Genomic DNA, 25,168 nt, shown 5'->3' on the forward strand with positions numbered 1-25,168 from the left:
TTCACGGACAAAAGGGGGGAGGGGAGGGGGGTCAGCTCTGCGGCTGGGGAACGGCACCGTCGCCCGTGTCGCTCGCGCCCTGCGGCGCAGGCTCCCCGGCGGGCTGGCGGGCGCCGGTGAAGAAGGCGCCCGCGAAGGTGGGCGACGGCGTGGCCGCGGCGGTGGCACGGTCCGGCCCGGAGGAAGAGGAAGAGGAAGCGGTACCGGTGCGGCGTGTGCGGCGCGGCAGCAGGGGCCTTGCCCCGGCCACTTCCGGTGCCGGTGCGGGGTCTGGCTCCTGGGCGGTGGGCGCGGCGGCGGCGCGGCGGGGCAGGCCGGGACGGCTGCCCCCGTCCGCCCGCGGGCCTGCGGGGACCGGCGGCGCGGCGGGAGGCGTGCTCGCAAGGACAGGGCGTGGACGGGGCGGCCGGGCGGCGGGCGGCAGCTGGGACCGGGTGAGCAGCAGTTCCGCCGGCAGGACGACGGAGGCGACGACGCCGTGTTCCGGAGCGGCCTTCGCCCGCAGTTCGACGGCGATGCTGTATTTGGAGGCCAGCCGCGCGACCACCGCATGGCCCACCTTGTTGTCCCGCAGCCGGTTCAGCACGGTCCGGGGCTGGGGGTCGGCCAGCAGCCCGTTCTCCGCCGCCAGCGCGTCCGCGCCCATGCCCAGCCCGTGATCCTCGATCTCGATCCGCAGACCCTCCGGGCACCGCTCCGCCCGGATCTCGACACCGGTATCCGTCGGGCTGAAGTAGAGCGCGTTGTCCATCACAGCGGACAGCAGATGTGTCACCGCCGGACCCGCATACCCCACCAGCCACACGCCTTCCGGGGGCAGCGGTTTCACCGCCGCCCGCCGGTGGTGCATGGTCTCCGCGCTCGCCTGCCGCACCACCGTCCCCAGCGGCACCGGCTCCCGGCTCCCCGCGAAGTTCTCCCCGCCCAGCACCATCAGGCTCTCGCAGTAGCGTCGTGCCAGCGTCGCGTACAGCTCCGCCCGGAACACGACCCGCAGCAGCTCCGGGTCCTCGATCCGGTGCTCCAGCACCTCCAGCACGTCCAGGAGCTGGCTGATCGTGCCGTGCAGCCGCGGGGCGACGCTCAGCACGACCTCGGCCTCCCGGTCGGCGCCCGCCTCCCGGCCGAGCTGCTCCACCGCCGCCGCGGTCTCGGACAGCACGGTCGTCAGCGCCCGGTCGACCGCGCGGAAGGGATCGGCATCCGCGGCGTGCGCGGGCGGCGCGGGGTGGCCGAGCGCGGTGTAGAGGGCAGTCCTGCCCTCCGCGATCACCGCGCGGTACCGGTCCGTCCACGCGGACGCCGCGGCCCGGGCGGCATCCCGCTGCCGCTCGGCCTCCCGCAGCGCCGCCGACTCCCCGGCGCGTTCCGCGACGATCTTCGCCGCGTCACCGCGGGCCAGCCGGGCGCCCAGCAGCACGACCCCCGTACCGGCCGCCGCCGCTCCGGCCGCCGTCCACGGCCAGGCCACGGCTCCGGCCGCGCCCGCCGCCCACGCCCCCGTCGGCACCGCCGCCCCGGCCAGCGCCGAGCCCCAGCTCCGGGAGCGCAGCCGTAACCGCCACCCGCGCGTCACGCGGACGGCCGGCGGAGCGTTGTCGCGTTCACGGCGCGCGGACCGGCGAGCGAACGGCAGGGACAGTCTCATGAATCCTCAAACGTCAACAAAGCGGATGAATAGGGTGGTTGGTTGGCAGGGTGAGGCGGCTGCCGCAGGTTCCCGAAGTCCTGCGGCAGCCGGGAGGACACGGCGCCACCGGCACCGCGGTCCTCGCCCCCTTGGATCCCCGGGGCGGGTCCGGTGGTCTGGCGCGGTGACGGATCGCCACCGCCCCGGACCCGGACTGGGGATACGCGAGGGTCCCTGTCGGGCCCGCACGTCGTTCAGCCGTTCCGGCGTGCGGCGCCGGTGGCGACGTGCGGGCCCGCGGACCGTCCCGGGCGCCTCCGGACCCGTGGCCACGGGGGGGAAGCCTCCGGGGCCGGAGCAAAGGGGCGCGCTCCGGGACGGCCGTCCTAGGGGCCGGGCCGTCTCACGGACCCCGGCCCCAGCCGGCCACCGCCGCGTCCCGGGTGAGGAGACCGGCCTCGTGGCCGCGCAGGACGGCGTGCAGATCCGACCGGGCGCCGAGCTGCCCGAGCACCGTGGTCTCCAGCCTCAACGCCGCGCCCGCCGCGGTGCCGGTCAGGTCGGGGATCCACTCCCGGGGCGCTCCGTTCGCCCAGGCGTTCAACAGCGCCAGCCCCGCGGGTCCCAGGTTCACCGGCACGCCCGGCCTGGCCGGGACCACGCCCCGGCACACCGCGGCGTGCGCGACGGCCGTCCACGTCATCCCCCGCCACCCGGCCAGTGCTTCACCGGCCACGGCGAGCCGCTCGTGGACCTCCCGCTCACTGGCCACCAGCCCGCACGCGAGCAGCGCCCCCACCGTGCTGCCGTGGGCGAGCGCGTCCACTAGCACCACATCCCGCAGTGCCAACGGCCCGTCCTTCGCCCGGCCCGAGCCCGCGCCCCGGTAGAAGCGGCGGCGGCCCGCGTCGCTGATCCGCTCCGGGCACATCGCGCCCCACACCACCATCAGACCGCCGCGCCCGTCCGGAGCCGTCCGCGCCTCTGCGAACCCCGGCAGCGCCGCCAGCACTGCGGCGGCCTCCCCGGCGAACAGACGGGGAACGGACACATGTCCGCCGAGCCGGCCCTCGCCCACGGGAACCGCGAGCAGCGGCTCCCGGCAGCCCGGAACCCTCAGCGCCACCGCGCCCGTCAGCAGCGCCGCATCGGCGAGCGAGCAGGCCGCGACCGGGTAGGCGGAGGCCGCCTGCGGCGCCTCGACCGACACCACGCTGGCTGCGCCGTCGTACGAACCGCCCGACACAGTGCGGGCGATGCTCACCGGCTCGGTGGTGCAGACAAAGGGGGTCATGACCGTTCCCATCGAAAGAGGTGAGGACAACACGGACGGCGCCGGGGTGCTACACCCGGGCGGACAGAGCGCTCTCCAGGACCGGGCGGAGAGTGCTCCCGGCCGGGAGCACCGCGGGCTGCCGAACCCGGGGGTGCCAGGGAGGGGTGCCCCACACCGCCTCCCAGGTCGGAGGCAGCGGAATCACCTCCGCGCCGGTGGCGATTCGCACGCCGCGCAGGTCCGCCAGGACGGTTCCCGTGCCCGCGAGGACCAGCAGCGTCACGCTCTCCGAACCGCGCAGGAACGGCACCGGCGCCGCCACGGGCTCGAAGACCGCATCCTTCTCCAGAGAACAGATGGCCTTGCGGCCCTCCCGTACCGGCACCACGACCGCGTCGAGACCGGCGTCCCGGCACCGGGTGGCAACGAGTACCGGGACGGGCGAGACGTACTTGCTCATGTGGAGGCTCCCGACGGTGGACATCACGAGCTGGGGCAACCGAGGACTGGCGGTGCGCCTTGGCTCGGCAGTGATCCATCTGTCGAGTAGCTTCGCAAAGGTCTGGCTGTTGTCGACGGCGGAACAGGCCCCCACTTCACCCCACTTCCGGGGGTTGCTGCGGGGCCGAAACCAGTGGCACTCCACTCGCTAAAGCGGAGCATTTAGGTCAATTTGAGCGACGGGATCCCTTCCCGGTGCGGTAGGGGCATGCACCTTGCCCACTTCTCTCCACTTCACTCGAAGCGGTTGACAAACTTGGCTATGGCTGGTTAAAGGCTTCGTCTGTGGATGGGCGGGTGAAGTGGCCCAGATGATCTCCGCAGGTCAGGTGAGTACCTGCCGGAATCGAAGGGCCTTGAGTGGAGTAAGGAACCGGTATCTGCGAGGCGACGGCTCGTCTCGCCTCGGCGCGTCCCGTTGCGTCTTAACGCGGTGTTGTCCGCAGATGCTCGAATTTCCCGGTGGTGAAGTGGGGGGAAGTGGGCAAGCGGAAGCCGTATCGCGGCGAGGGGTGTCGGCGTAAGTCTGGAGTGGGCCGAACACGGTCCCGTGAGGACCAGAGGCTTGTCGAGGTGTTCAGTGCTGACGACCAGTGAGGACCGCCGTGCCGTACGGCTGGGGGAGATGGTTGGTGCCGAGCGGCGCGACCTGGCCAGCTGCTCTCGTCCCGCGAGGGAGGCCCGGTGCCTCGCGCACACGCTCCTGGCGGGCCGCGGTAGTGAGGACGAGATCTGCGAGGTCGCCTTGGTGGTGGACGAGATCGTGGCGAACGCTGCGGCTCACGGGGGCGGGGTCGGGATGATGGAGTGGGAGTTCTTCGAGGAGGGGGCCGTGGTGGGCGTTCTCGACCCGGGCGTCTGGCGCGGGCCCCTGCCCGGTGCTGCTTCGCCGGGCAGCGGTGACGCGACAGTGGAGGCTCCGCTTGCGGAGTCGGGCCGCGGTCTGACGCTGATCGCCGGCTTCACAACCTGGTGGACCGTGCGGGAGGTGACGAGCGGGACGCTCGTCCTGGCCGCCTTTCGCCTGACCGGCGGTAGCCGGTGATACACCCGGTGGACCTGGAGCCCCGACACCTCGCTCGCGGCCTGTGGACCCGCCCGCTGGGACTGCACTGCGCCCGGCTCGGCGACCCCGCCCCCGGGCGGGGCGGCGATGGTCGGGCACTCGCGGCGCTGCGCCGCGGAATCGAGTGCGGGGCCATGCTGGTGGACACCGCGGACCACTACGGGAACGGGCACGCCGAGCGGCTCGTCGGTCGGCTGCTGAGGGAACTCCAGGAACCGCCCCATCTGGTGAGCAAGGTGGGGCGCCTTCGGGGGTCCGCGCCGCATCCGTACGCCGGCAAGCGGATCCAGCACCAGCTGGAGCAGACGCTGGACAACCTCTACACCGACCGCGTCGACGTGTACGTGCTCGACTCGCACGACTTCGGGCCCCAGGACCGCTATCTGGACATCGTCGCCGAGCAGATGGGGGCACTACGGGAGCTGGAGTACATCGGTGCGGTCGGGCTGCGCGGCCCGTATGCCCCGTACGGGGCCGGGCCGGCTGAGCGGAGCGCCGCCGCAGACCGCTTCGTCACCGTGTTCCGTGCGATCCGGCCGGACGTGGTCTGGACCCGCTGCAATGTGCTGCTGCCCATGGCCGAGGTGGAGGGCGAGGACCTGGCCGCCTTCACCCGGCGGCACGGGACCGGGCTGATCCTGGCGTCCCCGCTGGCTCATGGCCTGCTGGCCGGCGGGGCGGGCGGGGACCGGCTGCTGTCCGATCTGCCGACCGGTCTCCGGGACGCGGTCGGCGGTGGACTGGCGGCGCTGCACCGGCGTTTCGGCGATGCACCGGGTGTGCTGGTTCGGGTGGCACTTCGGTGGTGTCTCCAGCGCGCGCCGCACGCGGTCACCCTGGTCGGGTTCAGCACCGCGCGCCAGGTGGACGAGGTGTTCACCGGCCTCGGGCCGCCGCTGGATGACGAGGAGTTGTCCGCGTGGGAGGAGTGCTCCGCCCTTCTGCGCTCCGACGGGTCCCCGGTGCTCAGGTAGTTCGCCCAGGCGCCGGGTCGGGCCGGAGTGGGGCGAGGGGCACCGTGTGGAGGACGTCCCACCGGTAGCCGGCGTTCTCGCGCCTCAGTTCGACGAGATCTACCCGCTCTGCCCGCAGGAGTGCAGGGCGAAGACCGCGGAGTTCGGCGACGGCGTCGATGAGTGGCCGGGCTGCGCGGTGGCGGTTGTGGTAACCGATGCCGAGGTGGGGACGGAAACCGGTGGTGGGGCGCCCCCCGGGGAGCCCGTGCTGCCGGGTTGCCTGGGTCAGGGCCGCGTGGACGCAGATCAGCGGGCTCCAAGGGGTGAGGCTGTAGCGCACCGCGCCGCGGGAGCCGGTCAGCGGGTGGGCGAGCACGTCGAACGCGGGCGGCGGGTCCGCGGCCACCGTCCGTGCCAAGGCGTCAAGCCGGTGGGTGGCGACGTCGGTGCGGTTGCCGATCTTGGCCATCGTGATGTGGAGTCCGTCGTCCGGGACGAGGTCCAGCGCGAACGGCGCGAGGTGGTCCTGGCAGTGCCGGGTCAGGGCGGTGAGCTGGGGCGAGTGAGGCAGGAGCATCCAGTAGTAGGCGCGGTGGCCGGGCGGCCAGCCGGGGCGGTCCCAGTGGTCGCCCATCTGCTGGAGCGTGGTGAAAGCGGTCCAGTCGTTGCCGAGGATGGACTCCGGGTCGTCGGGGTCCGCCGGCGGGTCTGCGGGGAACGACCTGCTGTCGGTCTTCTGGTCGATGAGCACGAGCCTGTCCTAGAACCGGGGTGTGGTGGCGGTGGCCGCGACGACGGGCGCGGCCTGGGGACGGGAACTCCAGGAGTGCAGCATGTCGGCATAGTCCCGTACAGAGGGTTGGGTGTCCCAGCGGGCCGCTTGCTGGTGGAGTTCGGTGGCGCGCTGCCAGACGGAGCGGATGGGGGCGGAGGCGCCGGCTGTCAGGGCGGTGCGGCCGAGATCCATCGCCTGTTCGACCTCGGGCGTGGGCTGGTGGAGCAGCGCGGTGGCGACATCGAGGCCGACGAGGGCGCGGCTCCAGTCCGAGGAGGAGCGGGCGAGGAGGGTGTCGATCTCGGCGGCGTGGTGCAGGACGTCGGGGGTGTCGCCGAGGGAGAGCCGGGCCGTGATCGCGTTGGCGAGGGTGCGGGCCATGGAGTAGGGGGTGAAGGCGATGCATGAGGTCATGCCGCCGGGGAGTACGGGCTGCTGGTCGGACAGGGCCATGGCCTTGCCGATGGCCGCTTCCGCGCCGCGCCGGTCGCCGGTGCGGGCCAGGGCTCGCGCGCGGCCGTTGACGAGGAGGCGGATGGCCTGCGGGTGGTCGGGCGCCAGGTCGATGCCCGCGCGGGCCGCGACGTCGGCTTCCGTGTAGCGGCCGGTGTAGTAGAGGCCCAGCGAGCGGGTTCCGGCGGTCCACATCAGCGTGCCGGTGTCGCCGATCTCGCGGGCGAGGTGTTCGGCCTCGGTGCAGTACGCGTCGACGGTGGCGAAGCCCGCTCCGGCGTTCACGGCCATGTAGCCGAGGAGCCCGGCCGTCTGGGCGGCGAGGCGGAAGAGCTCGGCGCGTGGCCCGGGTGGCTGCCGGCCGGCGAGGAGGGTGTGGAGCATGGAGCGCATCAGGCGTGCCTCGCCCGCGAGTTGGTGGGGGCCCAGCGCTTCGTACCGGTCGATGATGCCCGTCAGCGAGGTGTCCACCATGGTGAGCAGTGCGGGGTCCGCGTTCGAGCCGGTGAGCAGATGGGTCTGGGCACTGATGTGCGCCGGGCTGTCGAAGGGCTCCGCGCCGGTCCCTTGGCCGGTCTCCTGGAAGAGCTGGTCGACGGGCATGTCGAACAGGTGGCGCAGGACGGTGGCCGCCTCGCGGCGGGGACGCCCTTTGAGCTGACCGGCCGCCCAGCGGTCGAACGAAGAGCGGGAGACGATGACGCCCGCCAGACGCGGATCACGCTCCGCGACGGCGGCACGGGCCGCCGCCGTGCCGAAGGCGATGCTGAACTTCTCGAACGTCTCCAGACCGCGTTGCCGGAGCTGGACGGCGAAGACGGTGGTGCGGGACATCGGGGCGGCTCCTTCCGTGCCCGGGAGGGCGGGCGGCGTCACCAGGCGGGTACTCCGTTGTGGAGGTAGGCCGTCTGCCCGGTGGCGAGCGCGGGCAGGGCCTGCTCCAGGCGGCGGCGCTGCGGTGCAGGAAGATGCCGCAGTGCCCGGGCGGGGGCGAAGAACGCGCACGCGGTCAGTTCGTCGTCGTGAGGGCGCACGGTGGCGGCTCGGTCGGGGTCAAGGATTCCGGCGTCGAAGACAAAGGCGACCAGATCGTCCCAGGGCGTGTGCGGGGCGACCCAGTCGACGACGAGGAGCCGTTGCACGGGGATGTGCAGACCGAGTTCCTCGCCAAGTTCGCGGCGCAGCGCGTCGAGCGGGGACTCGTTCGCCTCCGCCATGCCGCCGGGAAGGTCCCAGCCGGCCTTGTAGTTGGGATCGACCAGGAGCAGACGGCCTTCGGGATCGCGGATGAGAGCGTCGGCGCAGACCCGCTTGCGGGCCTGCTTGGCATTGCCTTCGGCCAGATAGTCCATCCAGCCCGGCTCGCCGGGGCGCGGTGTCCTCATGCTCGTCATAGAGGGGATTGTTCCCCGCCCGGGCCTGGTGGGGGGAAGAGCAGCCGCCGGTGCCGGGCGGTGTCGGCGATGCGGGTCAGCAGGTCACCCACGGTCCTCTGGGCCTGCCGGGGGAGCAACGCGTTCTGCAGGCCGCTGAGCTGCTGAGTGATGCGTACGGAGCCGAGGTCGGCGCACGCGTTCAGCAGGTCGTGGCCGACCGCGCACGCCGCGTCCAGTTCGTCCTGGGCGAGGAGCACGCGGGCGAGGCAGAGCTGGGAGAAGGCGAGGCTGCGGCGCCGGTCGGGTCCGCGGAGAGTGACCGCGCGCTGGGCTTCCACCGCGGCGGCGGTCAGGTCGCCGAGATCGTGGTGGGCCCAGGCGGCTTCGCTGGTGAGCGCGGCCTGGTCGAAGGGGGCGACCCAGTCGGCTACGGGCTCTGCGGGAACCCGGTCGAGCTGGCGGCGGGCGGCATCCAGGGCCCGGTGGGTTCCGGCACGGTCGTGCCCGTGCGCCAGGGCGCGGGCCTCCATGGCATGGAGCCGGGCGGCCAGTATCGGGACCGGAGCAGACGTATTGAGACTGGCGAGCCCTGTCCGGGCGAGCTGGAGGGCCTGGTCGGAGCGGCCGTTCTGCAGGGCGAGATGGCTCATCGCGGAGAGGACGTTCGCCGCGACAGACGGGTTGGAGACCCCGCGGGCCAGGCGCAGCGCGTGCGTGAAGTGGTCCAGGGCGAGCGCGTCCCGGCCGCTGTCATGGGCCATCCACCCGGCCATCTCGGTCAGCGCCGCTGCCGCACGGAAGGCCGTGTCCCCGCCGGGGAGAGCCGTGGCGCCGACCAGCGCGGGGGTGAGGGTGGTGCGCAGGTAGTGCAGCACGGCCGGATACAGGTGCCCCCCGCCCTGCTGGCGGTCGGTGTTCCTGAAGCTCTCCATCGCCGCCAGGTAGGGATCGTCGGTCATCGGCTCCGGGACGTCGAGGACCAGGACGCCCAGGCCAGGCAGATGGGAGGGGACATCGGAACTGGAAAAGAGGACTGCGGCCGGTTCGCCGAAGAGGTGTTCCAGAATCCGGCTGGCGGCACTGCGGGGCACGTTCTTGATGTCGCCGGAAACCCACCGCTCGAAGGTGCTGCGCGAAACCATCAGCGAGGCCAGCCGACGGTCACCCTCGCGCTGCGCGACGTCCCTCGCGGCGCGGCCGAAGTGCACGCAGAACGTCTCGTACGTCCAGCCTCGCTCCCGGACCACCTGTCCGAACCGGGTCGCCCTCGCCATCTGCCGCTCCTCTCCGCCGGTCCGCTGTCAGGTGTCGAACCCGAGGAGCGGCACCTCGTAGAGCCCGGGGTTGCGCCGCCGCAGGAGACGGGGGTGGGCGACTTCCACGATGTGGATCTCGTTAATGAACTGGACCTCGGCGCCCAGCAGATGCCCGACCCGTCCGTGGGCGCTCTCGTGCTTGAGGCCGGTGGAGATGTGGATGTGCGGGGCGAGGGTCCCGGTGTCGGGGTCCCAGGCCAGGGTGCCGCTGCCCTGGGCCTCGGTGTACTCCACCACCGTCTCGGCCCAGACCGGCGCCTCCAGGTCGGCCGGTGGCTCGCACGCGCCCACGAGACGGGCGGAGCGGAACGCCCCGATGATCACCGGGACGAACGCGGAGCGGACCTCGTGCTCGGTGCAGAACGCGGTGAGCGCGGTGTAGAAGTCCTCGCCGTGGTCGAGGGCGAGAGCGAACTCGCGGCCTCTCGTGAACTCGGTGGCGCGCACGCGGGGTTACCTCACTTCGATCGGTGATGCTCAGGGCAGGGTGGTGAAGGCGTCCGAGATGGCCGACCGGCTGGTGCCGGACCGCAGAAGGGCGAGCAGCAGCAGCCTCGCCTTGAGCGGGTCGAGGTCGCCCGCGCTGATGAGCCCGCGGGACAGCAGGTCCGTCTCCGATCCCGCGAAGCCGTAGGTCCCGGACAGCACAGGGCCGGCCCCGGTCCGGGAGGCGAGCACGAGCGGGATACGGGCGGCGATCTCCTCCAGGCGGGTCACCCACCCGGCCGGGACGTGCCCGGCGCCGAAAGCCGCGACGACCGCGCCGTCCAGGCGCTCCTCCAACCCGTCGAGGAAGACCCCGCCGCTGCCCAGGGACACGGGGATCACCTCGACCTCGGCCCGGCGCACGAACGGCACCCGGATGTTCCGGGTGCGGGTGAAGGAGAAGTGGAACCGTACCCGGCCCTCCGTGATGTGCCCGACCGGCCCGGCCGCCGGGGAGGCGAAGGCGCCGGGGCTCGTGCTGTGCGTCTTGCGGACATGGCGCGCGGCGTGGATCTGGTCGGCGAAGACCACCAGCGCCCCGCGGTCTCGCGCCGCCGGGTCCGCGGCCGTCCGCACGGCCGCGAGCAGGTTGGCCGGGCCGTCCGCCCCCGCCATCGTCGGGTTGCGCATCGCCCCGGTCAGCACCAGCGGCGCCGAGCCCCGGTACAGCAGATCCAGCAGCGCGGCGGTCTCCTCCAGCGTGTCCGTGCCCTGGGTAACGACGAACCCGGCCGCCCCGGCGGCCTCGCACGCGTGAAGCGTCTCGGCGAGCTCGGCAATGTCGTCGATGCCGAGCGAAGCTCCGGGCACCTGGCGCACGTCGCTGAACCACAGCTCCGGCCCGTTCACCAGATCCGGTACGGCGGCAACGAGATCAGCGCCGGTCAGCCGGGGAACCACTCCGTCCGGGCCCGACGCGGGCGCGTGGGCCATGGCGATCGTGCCGCCGAGGGAGAGCACACCAACGGCGCCGCGCGGCACCGCAACCGAAGACGACACAGACGAACCTTCCGGGAAGGAGACCAGGGACATCACGAGAGGACCGCCGCCCTGGACAGGCTGCCGACGTACCGCAGAACCCGGTCCAGCGCGGACAGCGTGAGCAGACGGCTCCGCGGCCGGACCACCCCGCCGACGCCCGCCTCCCCCAGAGCCTCGCACCGCTGCAGCAGCCAGGACCAGTCCAGGGCCAGATAATCCGCCGCCGCACGCAGCCTCCCGGCCGGATCCGCACCCTCGATGATCCCGTCGCGTACCGCGTGCCGGAACGGCTCCTCCAACTGCCGCACCGCCGCGCGCTCGCTCGTGGTGTACGCCTGCCACACCGCATCCGTCCGCACCCAGGTCGCCACCACCGCCCGCTCCCCGGGCACCAGGACGAACCCGTCGACCGCCGCGTACATCGGCTCGGTGACCACCTGCACCCGCACCCCGTGCAGCTCCATCAGCGCGAGCGTGAGGAACAGCAGAATCCTTTCGTACCGCGGGCAGGCGGACACCGACGCCTCCGGCAGACAGAACACCCGGCACAGCGGGGCGCCCGCGCCGGCGAACCGCGCGGACAGCGACGCCAAGTAGTCGATCTTGTGGCGGAAAACGAGCCACGGCGCGCACTCCTCGCCGCTCTGCTCCCGCGTCCAGAACACGGGAAGCCCGCTCTCCCCCTCGATCTGCCGCTGGATGTAGCGGGCGCAGAACGCCGACCCGGCCCACTGACGCCCGGCGGCCGACAACTCCTCCAGCCCCAGACGGCTCGGCGCCGACCGCGGAATCCCCAGATGAGCCTCGAACGTCGGCTCCGCCTCGTACAAGGTCCGGTCATCCGCGAGCAGCGCGTCGTCCAGCTGCACCACCGACCACACCAGCCCGTACGTCAGGTCGTCCAGCTCATACGCCTCCGGCACCCGCAACGCCGCTCCACCCCTGGCCCCTCCGGGCGCCCGGTGGGCCGAGGCGTCCGCCAGGAACAGGCGGCCGGCTTCCTGGTCGGAGCCGACGACGAACCCGCGGCGAACCGGCCGGAGAAACGACTCCAGCACGCCCGCCTCCCCCAGCTCCACCAACTGCCCCTCCGCAGTCGCGGACTGGAATGCCACCGCTGCCGTCGTCCCGTCCCACGCCAGACGACCGGACAGCTCCCACACCCCGGTGTCGGCGCCGGATGTCCACAAGCGGGACGTCGGCCACGTCTGCTCCAGCACCGTGCCCATGGCCCGGCTCCCCACTGCAACGGGACCCGGCGCGGAGGAGAACAGCGCGTCGCACGGGTACCCGAGCAGTCGCTCCAGAATCATCGCGGCGTCCCGCCGGGGGCGCGAGCCGCCTGCCAGCCACCGCTGGAAGGTGCTCCTCGGCACGGTGACCCGGGCGAGCTGCGCGACCCCCGTCTCCCGCGCGAGCTCCACGGCCGTGCGGTTGAAGTGAAGGCTGAAGACCGGCCAGCTCTCCCACCCCCGCTCCTGGAGGAACACTCCAAGCAGGATCGGACGGCCGATCATGACACCGCCACCGACCCGAGCTCCGCGCCCACCTGCCGGGTCGTCTCCTCGAAGCGCGTGTCGAACACGGCCCAGTCGCCCCAGAGGAGCTGCTGGAGCGGCACGCGGGACAGCGTCTGGCACGGCATTCAGCCCTCCTCGCACAAGGGGCCCGGACCGTCACCGGCACAGCGATCAGCGGCATATGCCAACACGAGGCAACAGCGGCAACACACACGGTGACTCTCGCTAGAATGCTCCTGCATCACGCAGTTGGCAACCTCATGGCGCAATCTGCTTTGTAACTTGCGTGGTTGACCGGTTGTAGCCCTTCGCCGGACCGGGCAGACTACCGCTCATGCCGCAGACCAACGAGCCCGCCGCCTCCCTCCCGGGCAGCCAGATCGGCAGTGCGCTCAAGGAGTTGAGAGACTCCTGTGACCTCAATCTCGCGCAGGTCGTCGCCGACCTCCGCGAGCGCGGCATCAGGTCCGACACGGGCACCCTGAGCCGAATCGAGCAGGGCAAGCGGCGTGTCACCAGGGAACTGGCCGAAGCTCTCCTCGACCACTACGGCGCCGGCCCCGACAAGACAGCCCAGGTCCTCGGCCTCATCAGCGTCGATGCCACCCGCCGTCGGCGCCCCGCTCTCTGGCGCACGCACAGCGCACTCATCACGAGCATGCACTTCGAGCCCTTCCTCGGCCTCGAACGCCGCGCCGACCAGATCACCAGCTACCAGACCGACCTCATCCCCGGCCTGCTCCAGACCCACGGCTACGCCCGCCGCCTCATCGCCCTCCTGCGCCCCGACCTCGCCCCGGACGAGGTGGAGGGCCTGGCCACCCTGCGCATCAGCAGGCAGAAGACCTTTGCCCAGGGCGACCAGCGCTTCCGCGCGTTGATCTGCGAGCGGGCCCTCACCCGCTCCGTCGGCGACCCCGCCGCCATGCGGGAGCAGCTCGAACACCTCCTCGACGCCGCAGGCGAGCAGCGCCACGAGATCCGTATCCTGCCGTTCGAACCTCTGATCCACCCCGGAGTAGCCGGGCCGTTCGTCGTCTTCCACTTCGACGACACGACCCCGGACCTGGTGTGCGTGGAGACCATGACCCACTCGGTGTACTTCGAGGGGAAGACCGATGTCCGGACCTACACCGAGGTCCACTCCGGACTGTGGGACCGGGCCCTGCCGCCCGACCACCCGCGCATCGGTCTCCAGCACATGATCAAGGAGCTGCGGACATGACCCACCACCCCAAGCCCGACCCCGCCTGCCTCGACCTCACCCAGGTCCACTGGGTGGTCTCCTCCCACAGCGGAGGCGGGGGCGACTGCGTCATGATGGGCACCGCCGCCGGCCACGTCCTCATCGGCGACACCAAGAACCCCAGCCACACACCGCTCGTCTTCACCCCCTCGAAGATCCGCTCCTTCCTCCGCGGCGTACGAGAAGGCGAGCTCGATCACTTCACCTCGACCGGCTGACCCGCAGCGCCCGGCACCGGACCAACGTCATCGGGGGCGCCACGCTTGGCACGCCCCCGATGACTGTCGTCTTGCCCGGCCGGGGTGGTCGCCCGATCGTGTGAAGGAAGACCGATTCACTCTCTTCCGGAGCGATCCGTGCCGCTACGGTGGCCCCTTGACTTCCTTCACCGTCGCGCCGCCCACCAGGGAGAAGAACATGGATCCGGAGCCGTTCTGGAGCCTTCCACTGGCAGGGGGACCGGTGCGCGTGCCGCCCACACCGGACGGAGTCCGGGCCCGCCTGAGCCCTGACGAACGGACCGCTTTCGAGGACCGGCTCGCGCGAACCCCGGGACAGCATCTGGTCTTCGTCGTCCTCGACGCTGCTGTGCCGCCCGCCGCCCGGCAGCAGGACCCGGACACCCTGGCCCGGCTTCTGGGCGGCGATTTCACCGGCGTCACCGACGAGACCGGACAGCAGGTCCACCTCCCCGACATCGAGGGCGACTCCCCGGTCTGGTTCATCCCCTACACCGGGCAGGGCACGGTGGAGATCCCCGCCACCATCGCCGGCGTCCACGCGCGGCTCGACGACGGCCGGCGGGCCGAGTTTGACACGGAGGTCGGCGCCACACCGGCGCACCTGCTGCACTTCACGATCCTCCAGTACGCCACCCCTGACGAGGTGACGGCCGAGACCGACGCCGTCGTGGCCCAGCTCCGCGACAACACACCCACCATCCCCGGCGGGCACGGCGACGAGGCGGTGGCCTGACATGGCCCAGTACCGAATCCAGTACGCCGGACAGGCGGAGAAGGTCCACGCCGGGATGGACGCCACCTACCGGCAGCGCTTCGACACCGAGATGCAGCGCAGCCTGGGACGGAACCCGTACGGGCACGGCTCCAGCCCAGTCCGCAGGGGCCAGGAGGAGCACCATCGGCAGATCACCGTCGCCGGGTCGATCGTGCAGTACTACGTATCAGACGCGGTCGCCGTCGTCACCGCCGTGCAGGTCGTGCGCGGCCTCTGGGGCTGATGCCCCTTCGTCGCGTTGCTGCGGCGAACCGGCACTACAAACCGCTCCCCGCAGCATCGGGTTTATCCGGAACGCGAGCTGACCGGGGGCATACGGTTCGTCGGCTCGCTAACCGGCACGTCAGTGGTTTCCGGTCCAGACGATCCGGGCGGAGAATCCTCCGCGCACCTCGGCCTTGGCCTGACGGGTTGTCTCCAACCGCTCGTCGTCGATGCCCAGCGCTGCCGCGAGCGCCCGTACGACCTCCAGGACGTCCGCGAGCTCGGACTCGGCTTCGGAGTCCTCTGCGGCAAGGACTTCCCGGCCTCTTCGACCAGCTTCTCCCAGCGCCGACGCCGGTACTTCTCGGGGTCGGCGGTGTAGGTGATCGGCTTGGCACCGTCCCGCTTGGCCACGTTGGCGTTCGCCTGATCGGGGCGGGGGTTCAGGCGGGGTCGATCTGTTCGAGGGCGGTGCGGACGAGGCGGGATGCCCGGTGGGGTGCGAGTTCTGTGGCGAGGTGGGTGAGGAGGCTGGCGCAGCGGCCGGATTCGACCACCCGGGCGGCGTTCAGGGCCTGAGTGGTGGCGTGGGCGGCGGCGTCGAGCTGTCCTCGTCTGACCCGGGCGGTAGCGATCCAGACGTGATAGAGGACGCGGTCGCGGTGGGCCTCGGGAGCCAGGGCGGTGAGACCGTCGGTGAGGAGTTGCTCGGCGGTGGCGGGCTCGCCGAGGTCGAGGAACGCCCGGCCGGTTTCTGCCATGTGGGTGGGGCGCACCATCCAGTAGGCCCAGGCGGGGTTGTCGTCGCCGGTGCGGGAGCGTTCGTACTCGGTCTCCGCTTGGGCGAGGAGGTGGGCGGCTTGGCGGGCGTCGCCGGTGGCGGCGGCTCCGCGGACCTGCCAGGTGGTGATCATCGCGGCGACCAGGGGGGTGGTTCGGGTTCCGGCGAGGTCGCGGGCGGTGGCGAGCATCCGGGCGGCGGTTTGGGCCTGGCCGTCGTAGATACAGGCGAGGGCGAGGTTGGCCAGCAGGTAGGCACTATGGGCGGGGTCGGCGACCTCGGCGGCTGCGCGCAGCGCGGTGTGCCAGGCGCGGTGGGCGGCGCCTGGGCGGCCGGCGTCGAACTCGGCCCAGCCGAGGAAGCGGGCGTACTCGGCGGCGAGGTAGTGGAGATCGGTGGTGCGCTGGCCGGTGTGGCGGGCCTGGCGGAGGATGCGGGTGATCATGGTCAGGTCGGTGCGGGCGCTGTCGGTGCAGGGGGCACCGCCGAGGCAGTCGTCAAGGTGCCACAGGGCGGTAAGGCGGGCGTGGAGCGCGGTGGAGACCTCCTCGCCGACATAGCCGCCGTTCGTGCCGCGGGCGATCTGATTCCGGACGTGGCCGGTCCAGCGGGTGGTGAGGTCGGTCAGGACGTCAGGGGGCAGGAGAGCGGCGAGGGCGGGGTCGGAGGTGAGGTCGTCGAGGGCGGACAAGGTGGCCTCCGGGGTGAAGGGTGCCCGGACGTCGGTGCCGGGCAGCGCGAGCAGGAGCCAGCCCGGCCATCCTCGCTCCCACACCCGCGCGTGGTCGACCCCGTGGAGAGAGGCCATGGCGAGCTGCGCAGGCATCTCCGGCTCCACCCCGCCTTCCCACCTGGCGACCTTCTCCCGCCGGAACGCCATCCCGGGATAGCCGATCGCTGCAGCGCTCACCGCGACGGCACGGGCGTAGGTGGCCAGCGAGTGCCCGGCGGACTCCCGCACGGCGGCCAGGAGATGGCGGGGCGGACGGCGGGTGGGTAAGAGCATGCGGCGTGCACCCCCGGGTGTGGGAGAGGGCCTGCGTCGACAGCGGTGCTGTCCAGGGCAACGCTAGCGAGATCCGGGTCCCGGCCGCCTGGGAACGGCACATTGAGGCAACACCGGGGCAACACCCCGAATCCGGCCTGGGACAGGCACCGCACGAGATCGAGGGCGCCCTCGCCCCGCCGCTGTGCCGGGGCACGTCGGCGGGGCCGGGCCGCGCAGAGTGTCAGCGTGCTGCGGCGTCCGCGGTGGCGGGCTGGTCGTCGGCGCGGCGGTCCTGCAGATGCTTCATCTCGGCGAACGGGCCGCCTGCGGCGAGGAGCTGGTCGTACGTCCCCGATTCGGTGACGCGTCCGTGGTGGAGGACGATGACGCGGTCGGCGACGGCGGCGTTGGCGAGGCGGTGGGTGATGAAGAGGGTCGCCGCGCGGCCGTGGGCGAGGGTCCGCAGGCGGGTGAACAGCTGGTGCTCGGCGCGGGCGTCGAGGGCGCTGGTGGGTTCGTCCAGGACGACGACGGGCGCGTCGCGGTGGAAGCCGCGGGCGACGGCGAGGCGCTGCCACTGGCCGCCGGAGAGGTCGTGGCCGCCCCACCAGGAGCGGGCGAGGGAGGTGTCCAGGCCCTGGGGGAGCTGCGCGAGGACGGTGTCGGCGCCGGCGTTGCGGGCGGCTTCCTGAACCGACTGGTCACCGCCGAGGCGGGGGCGGCCGAGGGTGATGTTGTCGCGGGCCGTGAAAGACCAGCGGGTGTAGTCCTGGGGCACGAGGGCGATCGTCTGCCACAGACTGTCCGGGTCGAGATCCCGGGTGGGGTGCCCGTCCCAGGTGACGGCTCCTTCGGTGGGGAGGATGAGGCCGGTGAGGAGGCGGGCGAGCGTCGACTTCCCGGAGCCGTTCTCACCGACCAGGGCGATCACCTCGCCACGCCGGATGGTCAGGTCAACTCCGTTGACAGCCGGGGCGGTGCCGCGGGGGTAGGTGAAGGTGAGACTGCGGGCCTCGATCACGTCCGGACCGCCCGCGGGCGCCGGGTGGGTGCCGCGGTTCATGGCCCAGGCGGGGGCGGAGTCGACGAAGGCGGCCCAGTCGGTGACGTACAGACCCGTGGTGAACAGCGACGCGGACGCCCTGACGCTGCCGGTGAGGGCGGTGTTCGCGGTGCGCACGGCGAGGACGGTGGTCGCGGCGGCGGCGACACTCATGTGCCCGTTCAGCAGCAGGAACACGATGCACGCCCACACCGTCAGGGTCGCGGCGGCGGCCAGGAGGTCCCCGGTGCCCTGGGCGAGCGCGCCCCGGCGGGCCCCGGAGTACTGCTCCTGTTCGAGGCGGTGGGAGGTGGCCCGATACTGGTCCAGGAGGAAGCCGCCCATGGTGTAGGCGCGGACCTCGGGGGCGGTGGAGCCGTCCGTGGCGTACTGGGCCAGCACACCGCGCAGCCGGCTGTCGGCCAGGTTGCGATGGGCGGTGGAGTGCTGGATCTGCGCGGCCCGCACCGCCCCCCACACCCGCGGGACGACCGCCAGCAGCATCACCGGCAGCAGCAGAGCGTTGAGCGAGGCCACGACGATCGTGGCGGCGGCGAGCTGCGCGGTCGCGGCGACGAACCCCTGCGCACTGTGGACGAGTTCACCACTCTTCTTCGCGCCCTCGGTCGCGGCGAACCTCGCCTTGTCGAACGCGGGGTCGTGGTAGGCGCCGAGCTCAGCCCGGGTGGAGGCGGTGATGACGGCGAGGTCGGCCTCCCGGTGCACCTGGGGGGCCAGCCGGGTCGCGGCGAGGCGGGTGCCCGCGTCAGCGAGGTAGGCCAGCCCGGTCGCCGCCGTGACCACGACCAGAGCCGGGACCGCGTCCTGAAGACGCCCCGCGGCGCTGCCGGGGGCCAGCAGATGGGCTAGGAGGTCGGCGGTCGCGCGCAGCGCGGTCGCGGTGAGCAGCGCACACGCGACCGTCCCGACCAGCAGGAACAGAACGCAGCGCCGGTCAGCCTGCCAGCCCAGGCACCAGGCCCGGACGAGCGCGCCCGGCAGACGGGCCGCGATCGCCCGGGCGGTCACCGAGGACTGCCGGGCCTCGTGCGCGTCTTCCTTCAGACGCATCACCGGCGGCGCGCCCGGCACCGGTGCGGCCCCGGCGGCCGGGCCCTGGGCGGGGAGGGGAGTTGAGGGAGTCACGGAACAAGCGAACGGCGTCCGCCGTAGCCCCATCAACCCGATTCCGCCTGGCGGTACCCGCGTTGTCGCTGCTCCCGGCCTCAGGGAGTCAACTTCGGCGGGGCCGGAATCCACTCGTTCGGGTGAATCTCCGCGCGATGGCCGGGTGTACCGGGTTCAGGTGCGGTGGATGGCGGTCCACGGGTGGTCGCCGCCGTTGTCCTCCTCTGTGCCGACCGGTGTCCCGTCGAGGGTTTCGGCCCAGGAGTGGAAGCCGGAGGGAAGCGCGCGGGCGCCGTGGACGAGACGGCAGCGACGCCCGGTCAGAGCGGTGGCCAGCACGGTGGCCGCGGCCCGGTCCTTGCAGTCCAGCTGTCCCCTCCACCAACCCAGTCGGCAGGACGCGACCGCCCGGTAGACCGCCCGTACGCGTCCCGCGCTGGCGGGCGGGAGCGGGCGGGCGACGCGGGCCAGCGCGATACGGACCCTGATCCGCCAGCCCGGCGGAAGGACCCGGACGGCGACCACCACGGTCAGGGCCACGGCGGCGGCCAGCCGCAGCTGCCATCGGGACCGTTCGGGCACCACGAGGACCCGCGTCACCGCCACCACCTCCACCGCGCCGCACGCAGTCCCGGCCTCCTGCCGCTGGTGTCGGTGAGGAGGCCCGCGGACCGCATCTGGTCGAGCGCGGCGCCGACGGCCGTGCGGGTCGTCGCCAGGTCGCTGCCGGGGCCGGTCAGCTCCCCGGCCAAGACGTCCAGGTCATCTCCCCCGACTACCGCGTCCCAGATCCGGGCCACCGCTCCGTCGAGGATCCACCAGGTGTCGGTCCGCAGGCTCAAAACGGCCGTCGCCCCTGGTATCCGGGCCCAGTGCACCCCGCGGGCCGGGCTCAGCACGCGACCCTCGCCCGGCTCCCGGACCCGTCCAGGTGTTCGCGGGCGGCGAGCCAGTGACAGGCCATCACCAGCCGCTGCACGCTGAACAGCGCCCTCGATCCGTGCCCGCCGAGACCGGCGAGCGCCGCCACGGCCCGGGAGGCGTCCACCAGACCGCCCGTGACGAACGGGCTGGCGGTGATCAGGTCGGCGAGTTCCCGCTCCCGCCGCAGCGCACCGGCGATCAGCTGACGGGAAAAGGATCCCTTCGACGTCCGGCCGGCCAGCCACCCCGGGACCTCCGTGACAGCGGCGGCCAGCAGCGGCTTGAACGCGGTGACGCTGCGCCGCTGAAGGGGGTCGACGGCGAACGCCGCCCGCACGACCCGGTCGTCCAGATACGGATGGGCAGGACGGATGCCCCAGTCGGCGGCCAGCGGCAGCGTGTCCCGGCAGTCGGCGCCGACCATCCGCAGCGCGTCCCACTGCGCCGCGACATCGGCCCGCTCCTCCACCACGCCCGGCGCGGCCTCGTCCAGGAGCGCGGCCACCCGCTCCCGGCCCTCGCCGGTGAGCCACCCGGTGAACGGCGCCGGGCGGCACCACTGCCACCACGGCGCCGGCACCGTGAACGTATCCGGCCCGGCCCGGCGGACTACCGCTGCGGCCTCCCGCAGGGAGCCGGCGTGCCCCAGGTCCGCCGCCCGCACCACAGCCCGCCACGCCTGCCGCGGCGAACGGTTCCGCCCCCGGGCCCACCCGGTCACCTCCCGCCGCGCCTCCCGGCGCCGCCCCGACTGCACCAGGGCCGTGAACCCCGCGCTGCACGAATCCAGCACCACATCACCCCCGTGTCCGGAAAGGTGCACCGGCCACCCGGCGACCGGCTCCAGATACAGCCGTTGCTGGCCCATCACCAGGCTCATCGCCGCCGGCCGCTCCGTCATCGGCTGCCCCGCCGACCACGAGAACGGCAGTTCGTCCAGCGCGCCCTCGCCGACGCGGAGCGGGACACCGAGGTGTTCGGCCACGCGCCGCGCGTACTCCAGATCCTCGGCGCTGCAATACGGATCGTGATACGTGACGGCGCGGATCTCCCCGTGCCCGGCGGCCAGGATCGCCACCGCCGACGAGTCCAGCCCACCCGAGATGTCCACCCCCGCCCGGCCACCGACGGCTCCCATCCGGTCGCGGACCGCGTCCCGCAGCGCCTCACCGAACACCGGCGCCCCCTCGGCCAGGGACAGATGCGCCTGCGGGCCGCGCACATCCACCAGCTCCAGCCGCCCCGGGGCCAGGAGCAGCCCGTACCCGCCGGGCACCGCCCGGACGCCCTCGTACAGGGTCCGTCCGGGCCAGTGCTCCGGCCCAACCGCCATCTGCGCCGCCATCATCGAGAGGTCGACAACTGCACCGACTTCGTCGGCGAGCCGCCCGATGCTGGTGGACCAGACGACACCGGAACCGCTTGGGGCGTAGAAGACGGGGTGCGCCCCGGACAGGTCCCCGCACATGAACAACTCCTCACCACGGTGAGCGAGCACCCAGCTACCACCGGCCCGGCCCGCGAGGGTGGCCAACTCCGCCCACCGGCCCGCACCCGCCGCGCTCAGCAACGTCTGCCGGAGCTTCCCGACGTTCCCGGGACCGGCGGTCACGGCCACCCGGACCCCGTCGCCCGTCACATGGACGGTCCGGCACCGCAGTCCGGTACGGACACCGGGCACGCCGTCCACGGGCCCGCCCGCGGCGCTCGGAGCCCGCCCGGCCTCCGGCGGCCACCCGCCCATGAGCCACCTCTCCTGCACAGCCCCCACCCTTCCCTTCCACGGAGACGGACCCGGGCGGGCCGGTGAACCACCGGCCCGCCCGGGAAGAACACCCCGCTGTGTCAGTTGGAGCTCTCGAAGTAGTTGGTCCCGCCGGTGTCGGCGTCGTTGAAGTTCTGCTGCCCCAGCGTGGACTCCTCCGCGCTGAACCCGGCCGGCAGGCCGAAGACGGGACCGGGGGAGACCGCCACCCCGGGCTCGGACGACGGGACGGAAGGACTGATGTGCGTGAACATGGCACTTCCTCCAAACAGAAGATCGCATCCGGATCGGTCGACCACGGCCCACTCGTGCTCCGGCACCCGGCCGACGGACCGTGGCCTGACCTCCACCGTCCCCCGCACACCCAACCCACGGGAAGCCGTGCGCTGTTGCCTCGCGTTGCCTCCGCCACCTCGGCCCGCCGAAGCCCCGGCACGAGCAGGTCCCACCAAGCCGAACCGGTCCCACCCTCTTCCGGAAGAACGAAGCCGCTGTGAACGGCGGCAGGCCGTTGAGTAAAGCGGCCCACGCCGAGATGAAGGTGCTGGCGAACAGGCCAGGATGGGCCCGGCGTACCGGACGCGGCTCTTCCTAGCTTGCTAGGTTCATCCGGTCCGCGAGCCCGGTGAGGGCACGCCGACCGGCAGCGGTTCGGGAGCGGCCGAGGTGGTGGACGACGGTGTCCCGGGCGACGGGATCGCCGAAAATCCGCTGAGGCGCCTCGGCCTCGACCCACGTCGCACCTCCCGAACCCCGACCACACCCGCCCCGGGCCGCCCACTCCTCCAGTCGGCAACAAGGGTTGCGGCCCACACCCGGCGGCCAACCTCTAGGCTGGGCGCCATCGCACGGGAGGACGGTGAAGATTCTTTGCGGCGAAGGAAGCTGCTAGCGGGCTTGGCCGCCACGGTCACCAGCTCCCCACTCACCGGAACCGGACCGGCCCACGCCGACGAAGCCCTGCTCGGGGAACTGATCGTCACCCGCGTCCGCGACGCCCTGCTCGGCCCCGTCCCCGCTCCCACGAGCCCGTCCGCGCCAGCCGTCGCCGCGGACCTCACCCGCGCCCGCGCCGACTTCGACGCCTGCCGTTACACCGCTCTCGCCATCCGGCTGCCCCACCTCATCCACACCGCCCGCGCCCTCGCCGCTCCCACCGACCCGGAGCACTGCACCCTCCTCGCCCAGGCATACCTGCTGGTCACCCGCACGCTCGTCAAGCTGGATGCCATCCAGCTGGGCTGGCTGGCCGCAGACCGCGCCCGGCAGGCCGCGGAGACCGGCGGCAACACCCTCACCGTCGCGGAGGCGGCCGGGCAGAGCGCCGTCCTTGCAAGGAAAAGTGGCTGGCACCGCGAAGCCCTGTCGATCGCGCTGACCGCCGCCGACGACCTCAGCCTCCGCACAGCCGGGCGCGCCGGGACCGCCGCACGCGGACGCCTGATCCAAAATGCGTCATACACCCTTGCGCGCCGGGGCGACCGGGACGGAATGCGCGTGCTGACCGACGAAGCCGCCGCCATCGCCCGCGAACTCGGCGACACCCCTCTGCTGCGCGACCACGGCGGCGGCTTCACCCCCCTCACCGTTCAGCTCCATCGCGTCAGCGCCGAAGTCCATGCCGGAGACCCCCTGACCGCGCTCTCCGCCGCCTCCGCGATCCCCCTGGACGCGCTGCCCAGCCTCGAACGCCGCTCCCGCGCGCTCGGCGACATCGCCCTCACCTATGACCGTCTCGGCCGCCGCACCGAATGTCTGGATGCCCTCCTCGCCGCGGAGCGGCTCGCTCCGCAGGAGACGCATGCCCGGCCCGCCACCAAGTCGCTGATCGTCAGCTTGCTGGCCTCCGGATCCGCCTCGGCAGAACTGCGGGGCCTCGCCGGACGCAGCGGCGTGGACTGAAGAGTGCGGTGTGCCAGTGCGGACCGGGAGCCGGTCATCTACCGCGCGAAGTCGTCCGCACGGCGTCGCAACGCCGGTCCGTCGCTCCCGCAGGAGCAGCCGGCGAGGGCTGTCGCGTGCCAGGGGGACCCCCGGCGTGCAGCACGGACCCGCCTCACGGAGGAGACGGCGCTCTTGGCCATCATCGCGGCGCAGCCGCAGTAGAGCACCGCGGTCACGTACCCAGTCGGCCCGTGATGCTCGGCCTATTCACAGGAGAGCACCGTGGCGGGCGGCGAAGGCACGGATACCGGGCAGCGCCTGGGACTGCCGGGTGTAGAGGAGGTCGGTCGTGACCGTGCGAAGGGAGGGGCGCCGGAGTTCTTCCGGTGCGACGTGCTCAATGGCGCGCAGATGGGTGTAGACGCGGTTGGGGCGGCCGATTCGGTGCCACATGCGGGCTGTGTCGGTGTGGAAGCGGGCCTTGCGTTCGGCGGTGGGGAGCCGGGCGGGGGCGACGCGCTGGGCGTAGGTAATGCCGTCGTCGGGGGTGCCGAGCTGGGTGTGGACGCCGATGCGGTAGAGGTCGACCTGGGCGGGGCTGGCGGTGATGGTGAACAGGCCGTGCCCGGGCTGGTCGTGGGGGATGCGGTGGGCGCTCTGGTCGGCTTCGCCGACGAGGTCGAGGGCGGTGGTGCGGTGTCCGCCGCAGGCGGCGGTGTATCCGGCGGTGAGCAGGAGGCAGGTCTTGGCGGCGAGGGCGGCCGGGGGCGGGTCGCCCCGGTAGCCGTCGAAGTCGAGGGCGGTGCGGGTGAGGAACCCGACGGCCTCCTCACCTTGGCCGGCGCGGCGCATGGCGATGGCGACCATCCGGGCGGCTTCGCTGATGACCTGGGGGTCGCCGCTGGCCCGGGCGGCGACGAGGGCACGGTCGGCGGTCACCCAGACGGCCTCGGAGGCCTCTTTGACGGCGAGTTCGGCAGCGAGGACGTAGGCGCGGGCGATCAGGGCGTGGGCCCGGTCGCGGGCGTGCCCGGGGCGGGCGTGGTCGCGGGTGGCCTCGGCGGTGGCGATCAGCGCCGGCAGGGCGCGGCCGAGGGCCTGGTAGCGGGCGGCGCTGAACGCGGCACGGGCCCGAGTGAGGTCCTGGGCCAGATCGGCATGCGAGGCAGGCCGGGCGGCGGGTGGTTCGAAGAGGGCCCGTTCCAGGGGTGCGGTGGGCGGCCCGGAGGGTGTGGCGTGGGCGGGTGTGCTGGTGAGGAGCGCGGCGCTGATGCCGAGTGCTCCGTTCACGAGGTCGCGTCGCTTCACAGGGTCCTCCGCGTCGGCCGGGCCTGATGCCGGGCCCACCCTAGTCCCGTCCGCGGGGCCCGTGGGGGCGAAGCGCAGGGTTCCACCCGGCCGGGTCCCGGCGGCTGCGGTGGCCGGGGTGGTGAGGCCGTTCGGTATGTGGAGCCCGGAGGTGATGCGGTCGAGGACGTCGGCGCTGGTCACCGTCCGGGCGCCGCGTTCGATCGCGCTGACGTCGGACTGGGCCAGGCCGGTCACGGCGCCGAGGCGGGTCTGGCTGACGCCGGTGTGCTGCCGGACGAGACGGAAGACGGCTCCGATGTCGCGGTCGGCGAGCGCGCGGCGCATGGCGGGGCGGTCCCACAGCTCGTGCGGGACGGTGAGGTCGAGATGCACGAGTCCTCTCCCAGAACGAGGGTGCCGGACAGGGGAACCGGTTCAGCGTAGGCGTGCCCGGACGGGCTGTCAGGGGCGCGAAGGGAGCGTTCAGGGCGCGGTCCTATAGGGCCTTCCTCTGGGCGCGCGCCGGGCCGGGGCCCACTGTCGGTGGTGTTCGGCCAACCCGC

The 25,168-nt window shown here is 72.8% G+C and carries 25 protein-coding genes; 7 read left to right on the top strand and 18 right to left on the bottom strand.

What is annotated here, in order from left to right; all coding sequences use genetic code 11:
* Positions 1 to 31: 31 nt before the first annotated feature.
* The 3 genes from ABT354_RS19595 to ABT354_RS19605 form a co-directional block, all read right to left on the bottom strand.
* Positions 32 to 1,648, bottom strand: a complete 1,617-nt coding sequence (locus ABT354_RS19595) for an ATP-binding protein (RefSeq protein WP_351495379.1) — start codon at positions 1,646 to 1,648, stop codon at positions 32 to 34.
* A 385-nt stretch (positions 1,649 to 2,033) separates the two neighbouring features.
* Positions 2,034 to 2,924 (bottom strand): DUF6302 family protein, encoded by an 891-nt coding sequence (locus ABT354_RS19600; protein ID WP_351495381.1) that lies wholly within the window; start codon positions 2,922 to 2,924, stop codon positions 2,034 to 2,036.
* A 49-nt stretch (positions 2,925 to 2,973) separates the two neighbouring features.
* Complete coding sequence (locus ABT354_RS19605) at positions 2,974 to 3,366, bottom strand: hypothetical protein (protein WP_351495383.1); 393 nt, start codon at positions 3,364 to 3,366, stop codon at positions 2,974 to 2,976.
* Positions 3,367 to 3,987: 621 nt separating this feature from the next.
* On the opposite strand from ABT354_RS19605, the gene ABT354_RS19610 reads away from it, so the two are divergent.
* Together ABT354_RS19610 and ABT354_RS19615 are read left to right on the top strand one after the other, a co-directional pair.
* Entirely contained in the window at positions 3,988 to 4,452 is a 465-nt protein-coding gene (locus ABT354_RS19610) for an ATP-binding protein (protein WP_351495385.1), read from the top strand.
* A gap of 8 nt (positions 4,453 to 4,460) precedes the next feature.
* The gene (locus tag ABT354_RS19615) at positions 4,461 to 5,447 is read left to right on the top strand and encodes an aldo/keto reductase (RefSeq protein WP_351495387.1); all 987 of its coding nucleotides are present in this window, start codon (positions 4,461 to 4,463) and stop codon (positions 5,445 to 5,447) included.
* On the opposite strand, the gene ABT354_RS19620 is transcribed toward ABT354_RS19615, so the two are convergent.
* From ABT354_RS19620 to ABT354_RS19655, 8 genes are read right to left on the bottom strand one after another with little or no spacing between them, the layout of a single operon-like run.
* Positions 5,440 to 6,180, bottom strand: coding sequence for a 2'-5' RNA ligase family protein (locus tag ABT354_RS19620; RefSeq protein ID WP_351495389.1), 741 nt, complete (start codon positions 6,178 to 6,180; stop codon positions 5,440 to 5,442). The two genes, ABT354_RS19615 and ABT354_RS19620, sit on opposite strands and share 8 nt — an antisense overlap.
* A 9-nt stretch (positions 6,181 to 6,189) precedes the next feature.
* Complete coding sequence (locus tag ABT354_RS19625) at positions 6,190 to 7,491, bottom strand: tetratricopeptide repeat protein (protein WP_351495391.1); 1,302 nt, start codon at positions 7,489 to 7,491, stop codon at positions 6,190 to 6,192.
* A gap of 38 nt (positions 7,492 to 7,529) precedes the next feature.
* Positions 7,530 to 8,051, bottom strand: coding sequence for an NUDIX domain-containing protein (locus ABT354_RS19630; RefSeq protein WP_502983453.1), 522 nt, complete (start codon positions 8,049 to 8,051; stop codon positions 7,530 to 7,532).
* Positions 8,048 to 9,307: an NsdA family TPR-like regulatory protein gene (locus ABT354_RS19635; protein WP_351495393.1), complete on the bottom strand. Its 1,260-nt coding sequence runs from the start codon at positions 9,305 to 9,307 to the stop codon at positions 8,048 to 8,050. The genes ABT354_RS19630 and ABT354_RS19635 overlap by 4 nt, the downstream gene beginning before the upstream one ends.
* Positions 9,308 to 9,334: 27 nt before the next feature.
* Positions 9,335 to 9,796 carry a PPC domain-containing DNA-binding protein gene (locus ABT354_RS19640; RefSeq protein WP_351495395.1) on the bottom strand — a complete coding sequence of 154 codons (462 nt, stop codon included), beginning with the start codon at positions 9,794 to 9,796 and terminating at the stop codon, positions 9,335 to 9,337.
* Between the two features lie 30 nt (positions 9,797 to 9,826).
* A complete protein-coding gene (locus ABT354_RS19645; protein ID WP_351495397.1) occupies positions 9,827 to 10,834 on the bottom strand; it encodes an asparaginase in 1,008 nt (335 codons plus the stop codon).
* A 32-nt stretch (positions 10,835 to 10,866) separates the two neighbouring features.
* The gene (locus ABT354_RS19650) at positions 10,867 to 12,333 is read right to left on the bottom strand and encodes a transcriptional regulator, XRE family protein (RefSeq protein WP_351495399.1); all 1,467 of its coding nucleotides are present in this window, start codon (positions 12,331 to 12,333) and stop codon (positions 10,867 to 10,869) included.
* The gene (locus tag ABT354_RS19655; RefSeq protein ID WP_351495401.1) at positions 12,330 to 12,461 is read right to left on the bottom strand and encodes a hypothetical protein; all 132 of its coding nucleotides are present in this window, start codon (positions 12,459 to 12,461) and stop codon (positions 12,330 to 12,332) included. The genes ABT354_RS19650 and ABT354_RS19655 overlap by 4 nt, the downstream gene beginning before the upstream one ends.
* Before the next feature lie 209 nt (positions 12,462 to 12,670).
* Between ABT354_RS19655 and ABT354_RS19660 the strand changes: the two genes are divergently transcribed.
* From ABT354_RS19660 to ABT354_RS19675, 4 genes are all read left to right on the top strand, one after another.
* Positions 12,671 to 13,561, top strand: a complete 891-nt coding sequence (locus ABT354_RS19660) for a helix-turn-helix domain-containing protein (protein ID WP_351495403.1) — start codon at positions 12,671 to 12,673, stop codon at positions 13,559 to 13,561.
* Positions 13,558 to 13,800, top strand: coding sequence for a DUF397 domain-containing protein (locus tag ABT354_RS19665; protein ID WP_351495405.1), 243 nt, complete (start codon positions 13,558 to 13,560; stop codon positions 13,798 to 13,800). The genes ABT354_RS19660 and ABT354_RS19665 overlap by 4 nt, the downstream gene beginning before the upstream one ends.
* A gap of 157 nt (positions 13,801 to 13,957) precedes the next feature.
* Positions 13,958 to 14,557 carry a hypothetical protein gene (locus ABT354_RS19670; protein ID WP_351495407.1) on the top strand — a complete coding sequence of 200 codons (600 nt, stop codon included), beginning with the start codon at positions 13,958 to 13,960 and terminating at the stop codon, positions 14,555 to 14,557.
* A 1-nt stretch (position 14,558) separates the two neighbouring features.
* The gene (locus ABT354_RS19675) at positions 14,559 to 14,822 is read left to right on the top strand and encodes a hypothetical protein (RefSeq protein WP_351495409.1); all 264 of its coding nucleotides are present in this window, start codon (positions 14,559 to 14,561) and stop codon (positions 14,820 to 14,822) included.
* Positions 14,823 to 15,246: 424 nt separating this feature from the next.
* On the opposite strand, the gene ABT354_RS19680 is transcribed toward ABT354_RS19675, so the two are convergent.
* The 6 genes from ABT354_RS19680 to ABT354_RS19705 form a co-directional block, all read right to left on the bottom strand.
* Positions 15,247 to 16,590 carry an NsdA family TPR-like regulatory protein gene (locus ABT354_RS19680; RefSeq protein ID WP_351495411.1) on the bottom strand — a complete coding sequence of 448 codons (1,344 nt, stop codon included), beginning with the start codon at positions 16,588 to 16,590 and terminating at the stop codon, positions 15,247 to 15,249.
* Between the two features lie 223 nt (positions 16,591 to 16,813).
* Positions 16,814 to 18,760 (bottom strand): ABC transporter ATP-binding protein, encoded by a 1,947-nt coding sequence (locus tag ABT354_RS19685; RefSeq protein WP_351495413.1) that lies wholly within the window; start codon positions 18,758 to 18,760, stop codon positions 16,814 to 16,816.
* 156 nt (positions 18,761 to 18,916) lie between these two features.
* Positions 18,917 to 19,342 (bottom strand): lasso peptide biosynthesis B2 protein, encoded by a 426-nt coding sequence (locus tag ABT354_RS19690; protein WP_351495415.1) that lies wholly within the window; start codon positions 19,340 to 19,342, stop codon positions 18,917 to 18,919.
* The gene (locus tag ABT354_RS19695) at positions 19,339 to 19,584 is read right to left on the bottom strand and encodes a hypothetical protein (protein ID WP_351495417.1); all 246 of its coding nucleotides are present in this window, start codon (positions 19,582 to 19,584) and stop codon (positions 19,339 to 19,341) included. Before ABT354_RS19695 ends, ABT354_RS19690 begins: the two co-directional genes overlap by 4 nt.
* Before the next feature lie 50 nt (positions 19,585 to 19,634).
* Complete coding sequence (locus ABT354_RS19700; protein WP_351495419.1) at positions 19,635 to 21,410, bottom strand: asparagine synthase-related protein; 1,776 nt, start codon at positions 21,408 to 21,410, stop codon at positions 19,635 to 19,637.
* Between the two features lie 101 nt (positions 21,411 to 21,511).
* The gene (locus ABT354_RS19705) at positions 21,512 to 21,685 is read right to left on the bottom strand and encodes a hypothetical protein (RefSeq protein ID WP_351495420.1); all 174 of its coding nucleotides are present in this window, start codon (positions 21,683 to 21,685) and stop codon (positions 21,512 to 21,514) included.
* Between the two features lie 643 nt (positions 21,686 to 22,328).
* Between ABT354_RS19705 and ABT354_RS19710 the strand changes: the two genes are divergently transcribed.
* Positions 22,329 to 23,333, top strand: a complete 1,005-nt coding sequence (locus ABT354_RS19710; RefSeq protein WP_351495422.1) for an XRE family transcriptional regulator — start codon at positions 22,329 to 22,331, stop codon at positions 23,331 to 23,333.
* A 249-nt stretch (positions 23,334 to 23,582) separates the two neighbouring features.
* Here the strand turns inward: ABT354_RS19710 and ABT354_RS19715 are convergent, their stop codons facing one another.
* A complete protein-coding gene (locus ABT354_RS19715) occupies positions 23,583 to 24,998 on the bottom strand; it encodes a helix-turn-helix domain-containing protein (RefSeq protein ID WP_351495424.1) in 1,416 nt (471 codons plus the stop codon).
* Positions 24,999 to 25,168 lie beyond the last annotated feature (170 nt).

The sequence above is a fragment of the Streptomyces sp. NPDC000594 genome (assembly GCF_040299965.1).
Taxonomy (GTDB): domain Bacteria; phylum Actinomycetota; class Actinomycetes; order Streptomycetales; family Streptomycetaceae; genus Streptomyces.

Coding starts and splice junctions, on each gene's coding strand:
- ABT354_RS19605 (WP_351495383.1), bottom strand. CDS start 3,366: ATGAGCAAGTACGTCTCGCCCGTCCCGGTACTCGTTGCCACCCGGTGC.
- ABT354_RS19700 (WP_351495419.1), bottom strand. CDS start 21,410: ATGGGCGGGTGGCCGCCGGAGGCCGGGCGGGCTCCGAGCGCCGCGGGC.
- ABT354_RS19630 (WP_502983453.1), bottom strand. CDS start 8,051: ATGACGAGCATGAGGACACCGCGCCCCGGCGAGCCGGGCTGGATGGAC.
- ABT354_RS19655 (WP_351495401.1), bottom strand. CDS start 12,461: ATGCCGTGCCAGACGCTGTCCCGCGTGCCGCTCCAGCAGCTCCTCTGG.
- ABT354_RS19660 (WP_351495403.1), top strand. CDS start 12,671: ATGCCGCAGACCAACGAGCCCGCCGCCTCCCTCCCGGGCAGCCAGATC.
- ABT354_RS19635 (WP_351495393.1), bottom strand. CDS start 9,307: ATGGCGAGGGCGACCCGGTTCGGACAGGTGGTCCGGGAGCGAGGCTGG.
- ABT354_RS19595 (WP_351495379.1), bottom strand. CDS start 1,648: ATGAGACTGTCCCTGCCGTTCGCTCGCCGGTCCGCGCGCCGTGAACGC.
- ABT354_RS19680 (WP_351495411.1), bottom strand. CDS start 16,590: ATGCTCTTACCCACCCGCCGTCCGCCCCGCCATCTCCTGGCCGCCGTG.
- ABT354_RS19665 (WP_351495405.1), top strand. CDS start 13,558: ATGACCCACCACCCCAAGCCCGACCCCGCCTGCCTCGACCTCACCCAG.
- ABT354_RS19675 (WP_351495409.1), top strand. CDS start 14,559: ATGGCCCAGTACCGAATCCAGTACGCCGGACAGGCGGAGAAGGTCCAC.
- ABT354_RS19705 (WP_351495420.1), bottom strand. CDS start 21,685: ATGTTCACGCACATCAGTCCTTCCGTCCCGTCGTCCGAGCCCGGGGTG.
- ABT354_RS19650 (WP_351495399.1), bottom strand. CDS start 12,333: ATGATCGGCCGTCCGATCCTGCTTGGAGTGTTCCTCCAGGAGCGGGGG.
- ABT354_RS19625 (WP_351495391.1), bottom strand. CDS start 7,491: ATGTCCCGCACCACCGTCTTCGCCGTCCAGCTCCGGCAACGCGGTCTG.
- ABT354_RS19600 (WP_351495381.1), bottom strand. CDS start 2,924: ATGACCCCCTTTGTCTGCACCACCGAGCCGGTGAGCATCGCCCGCACT.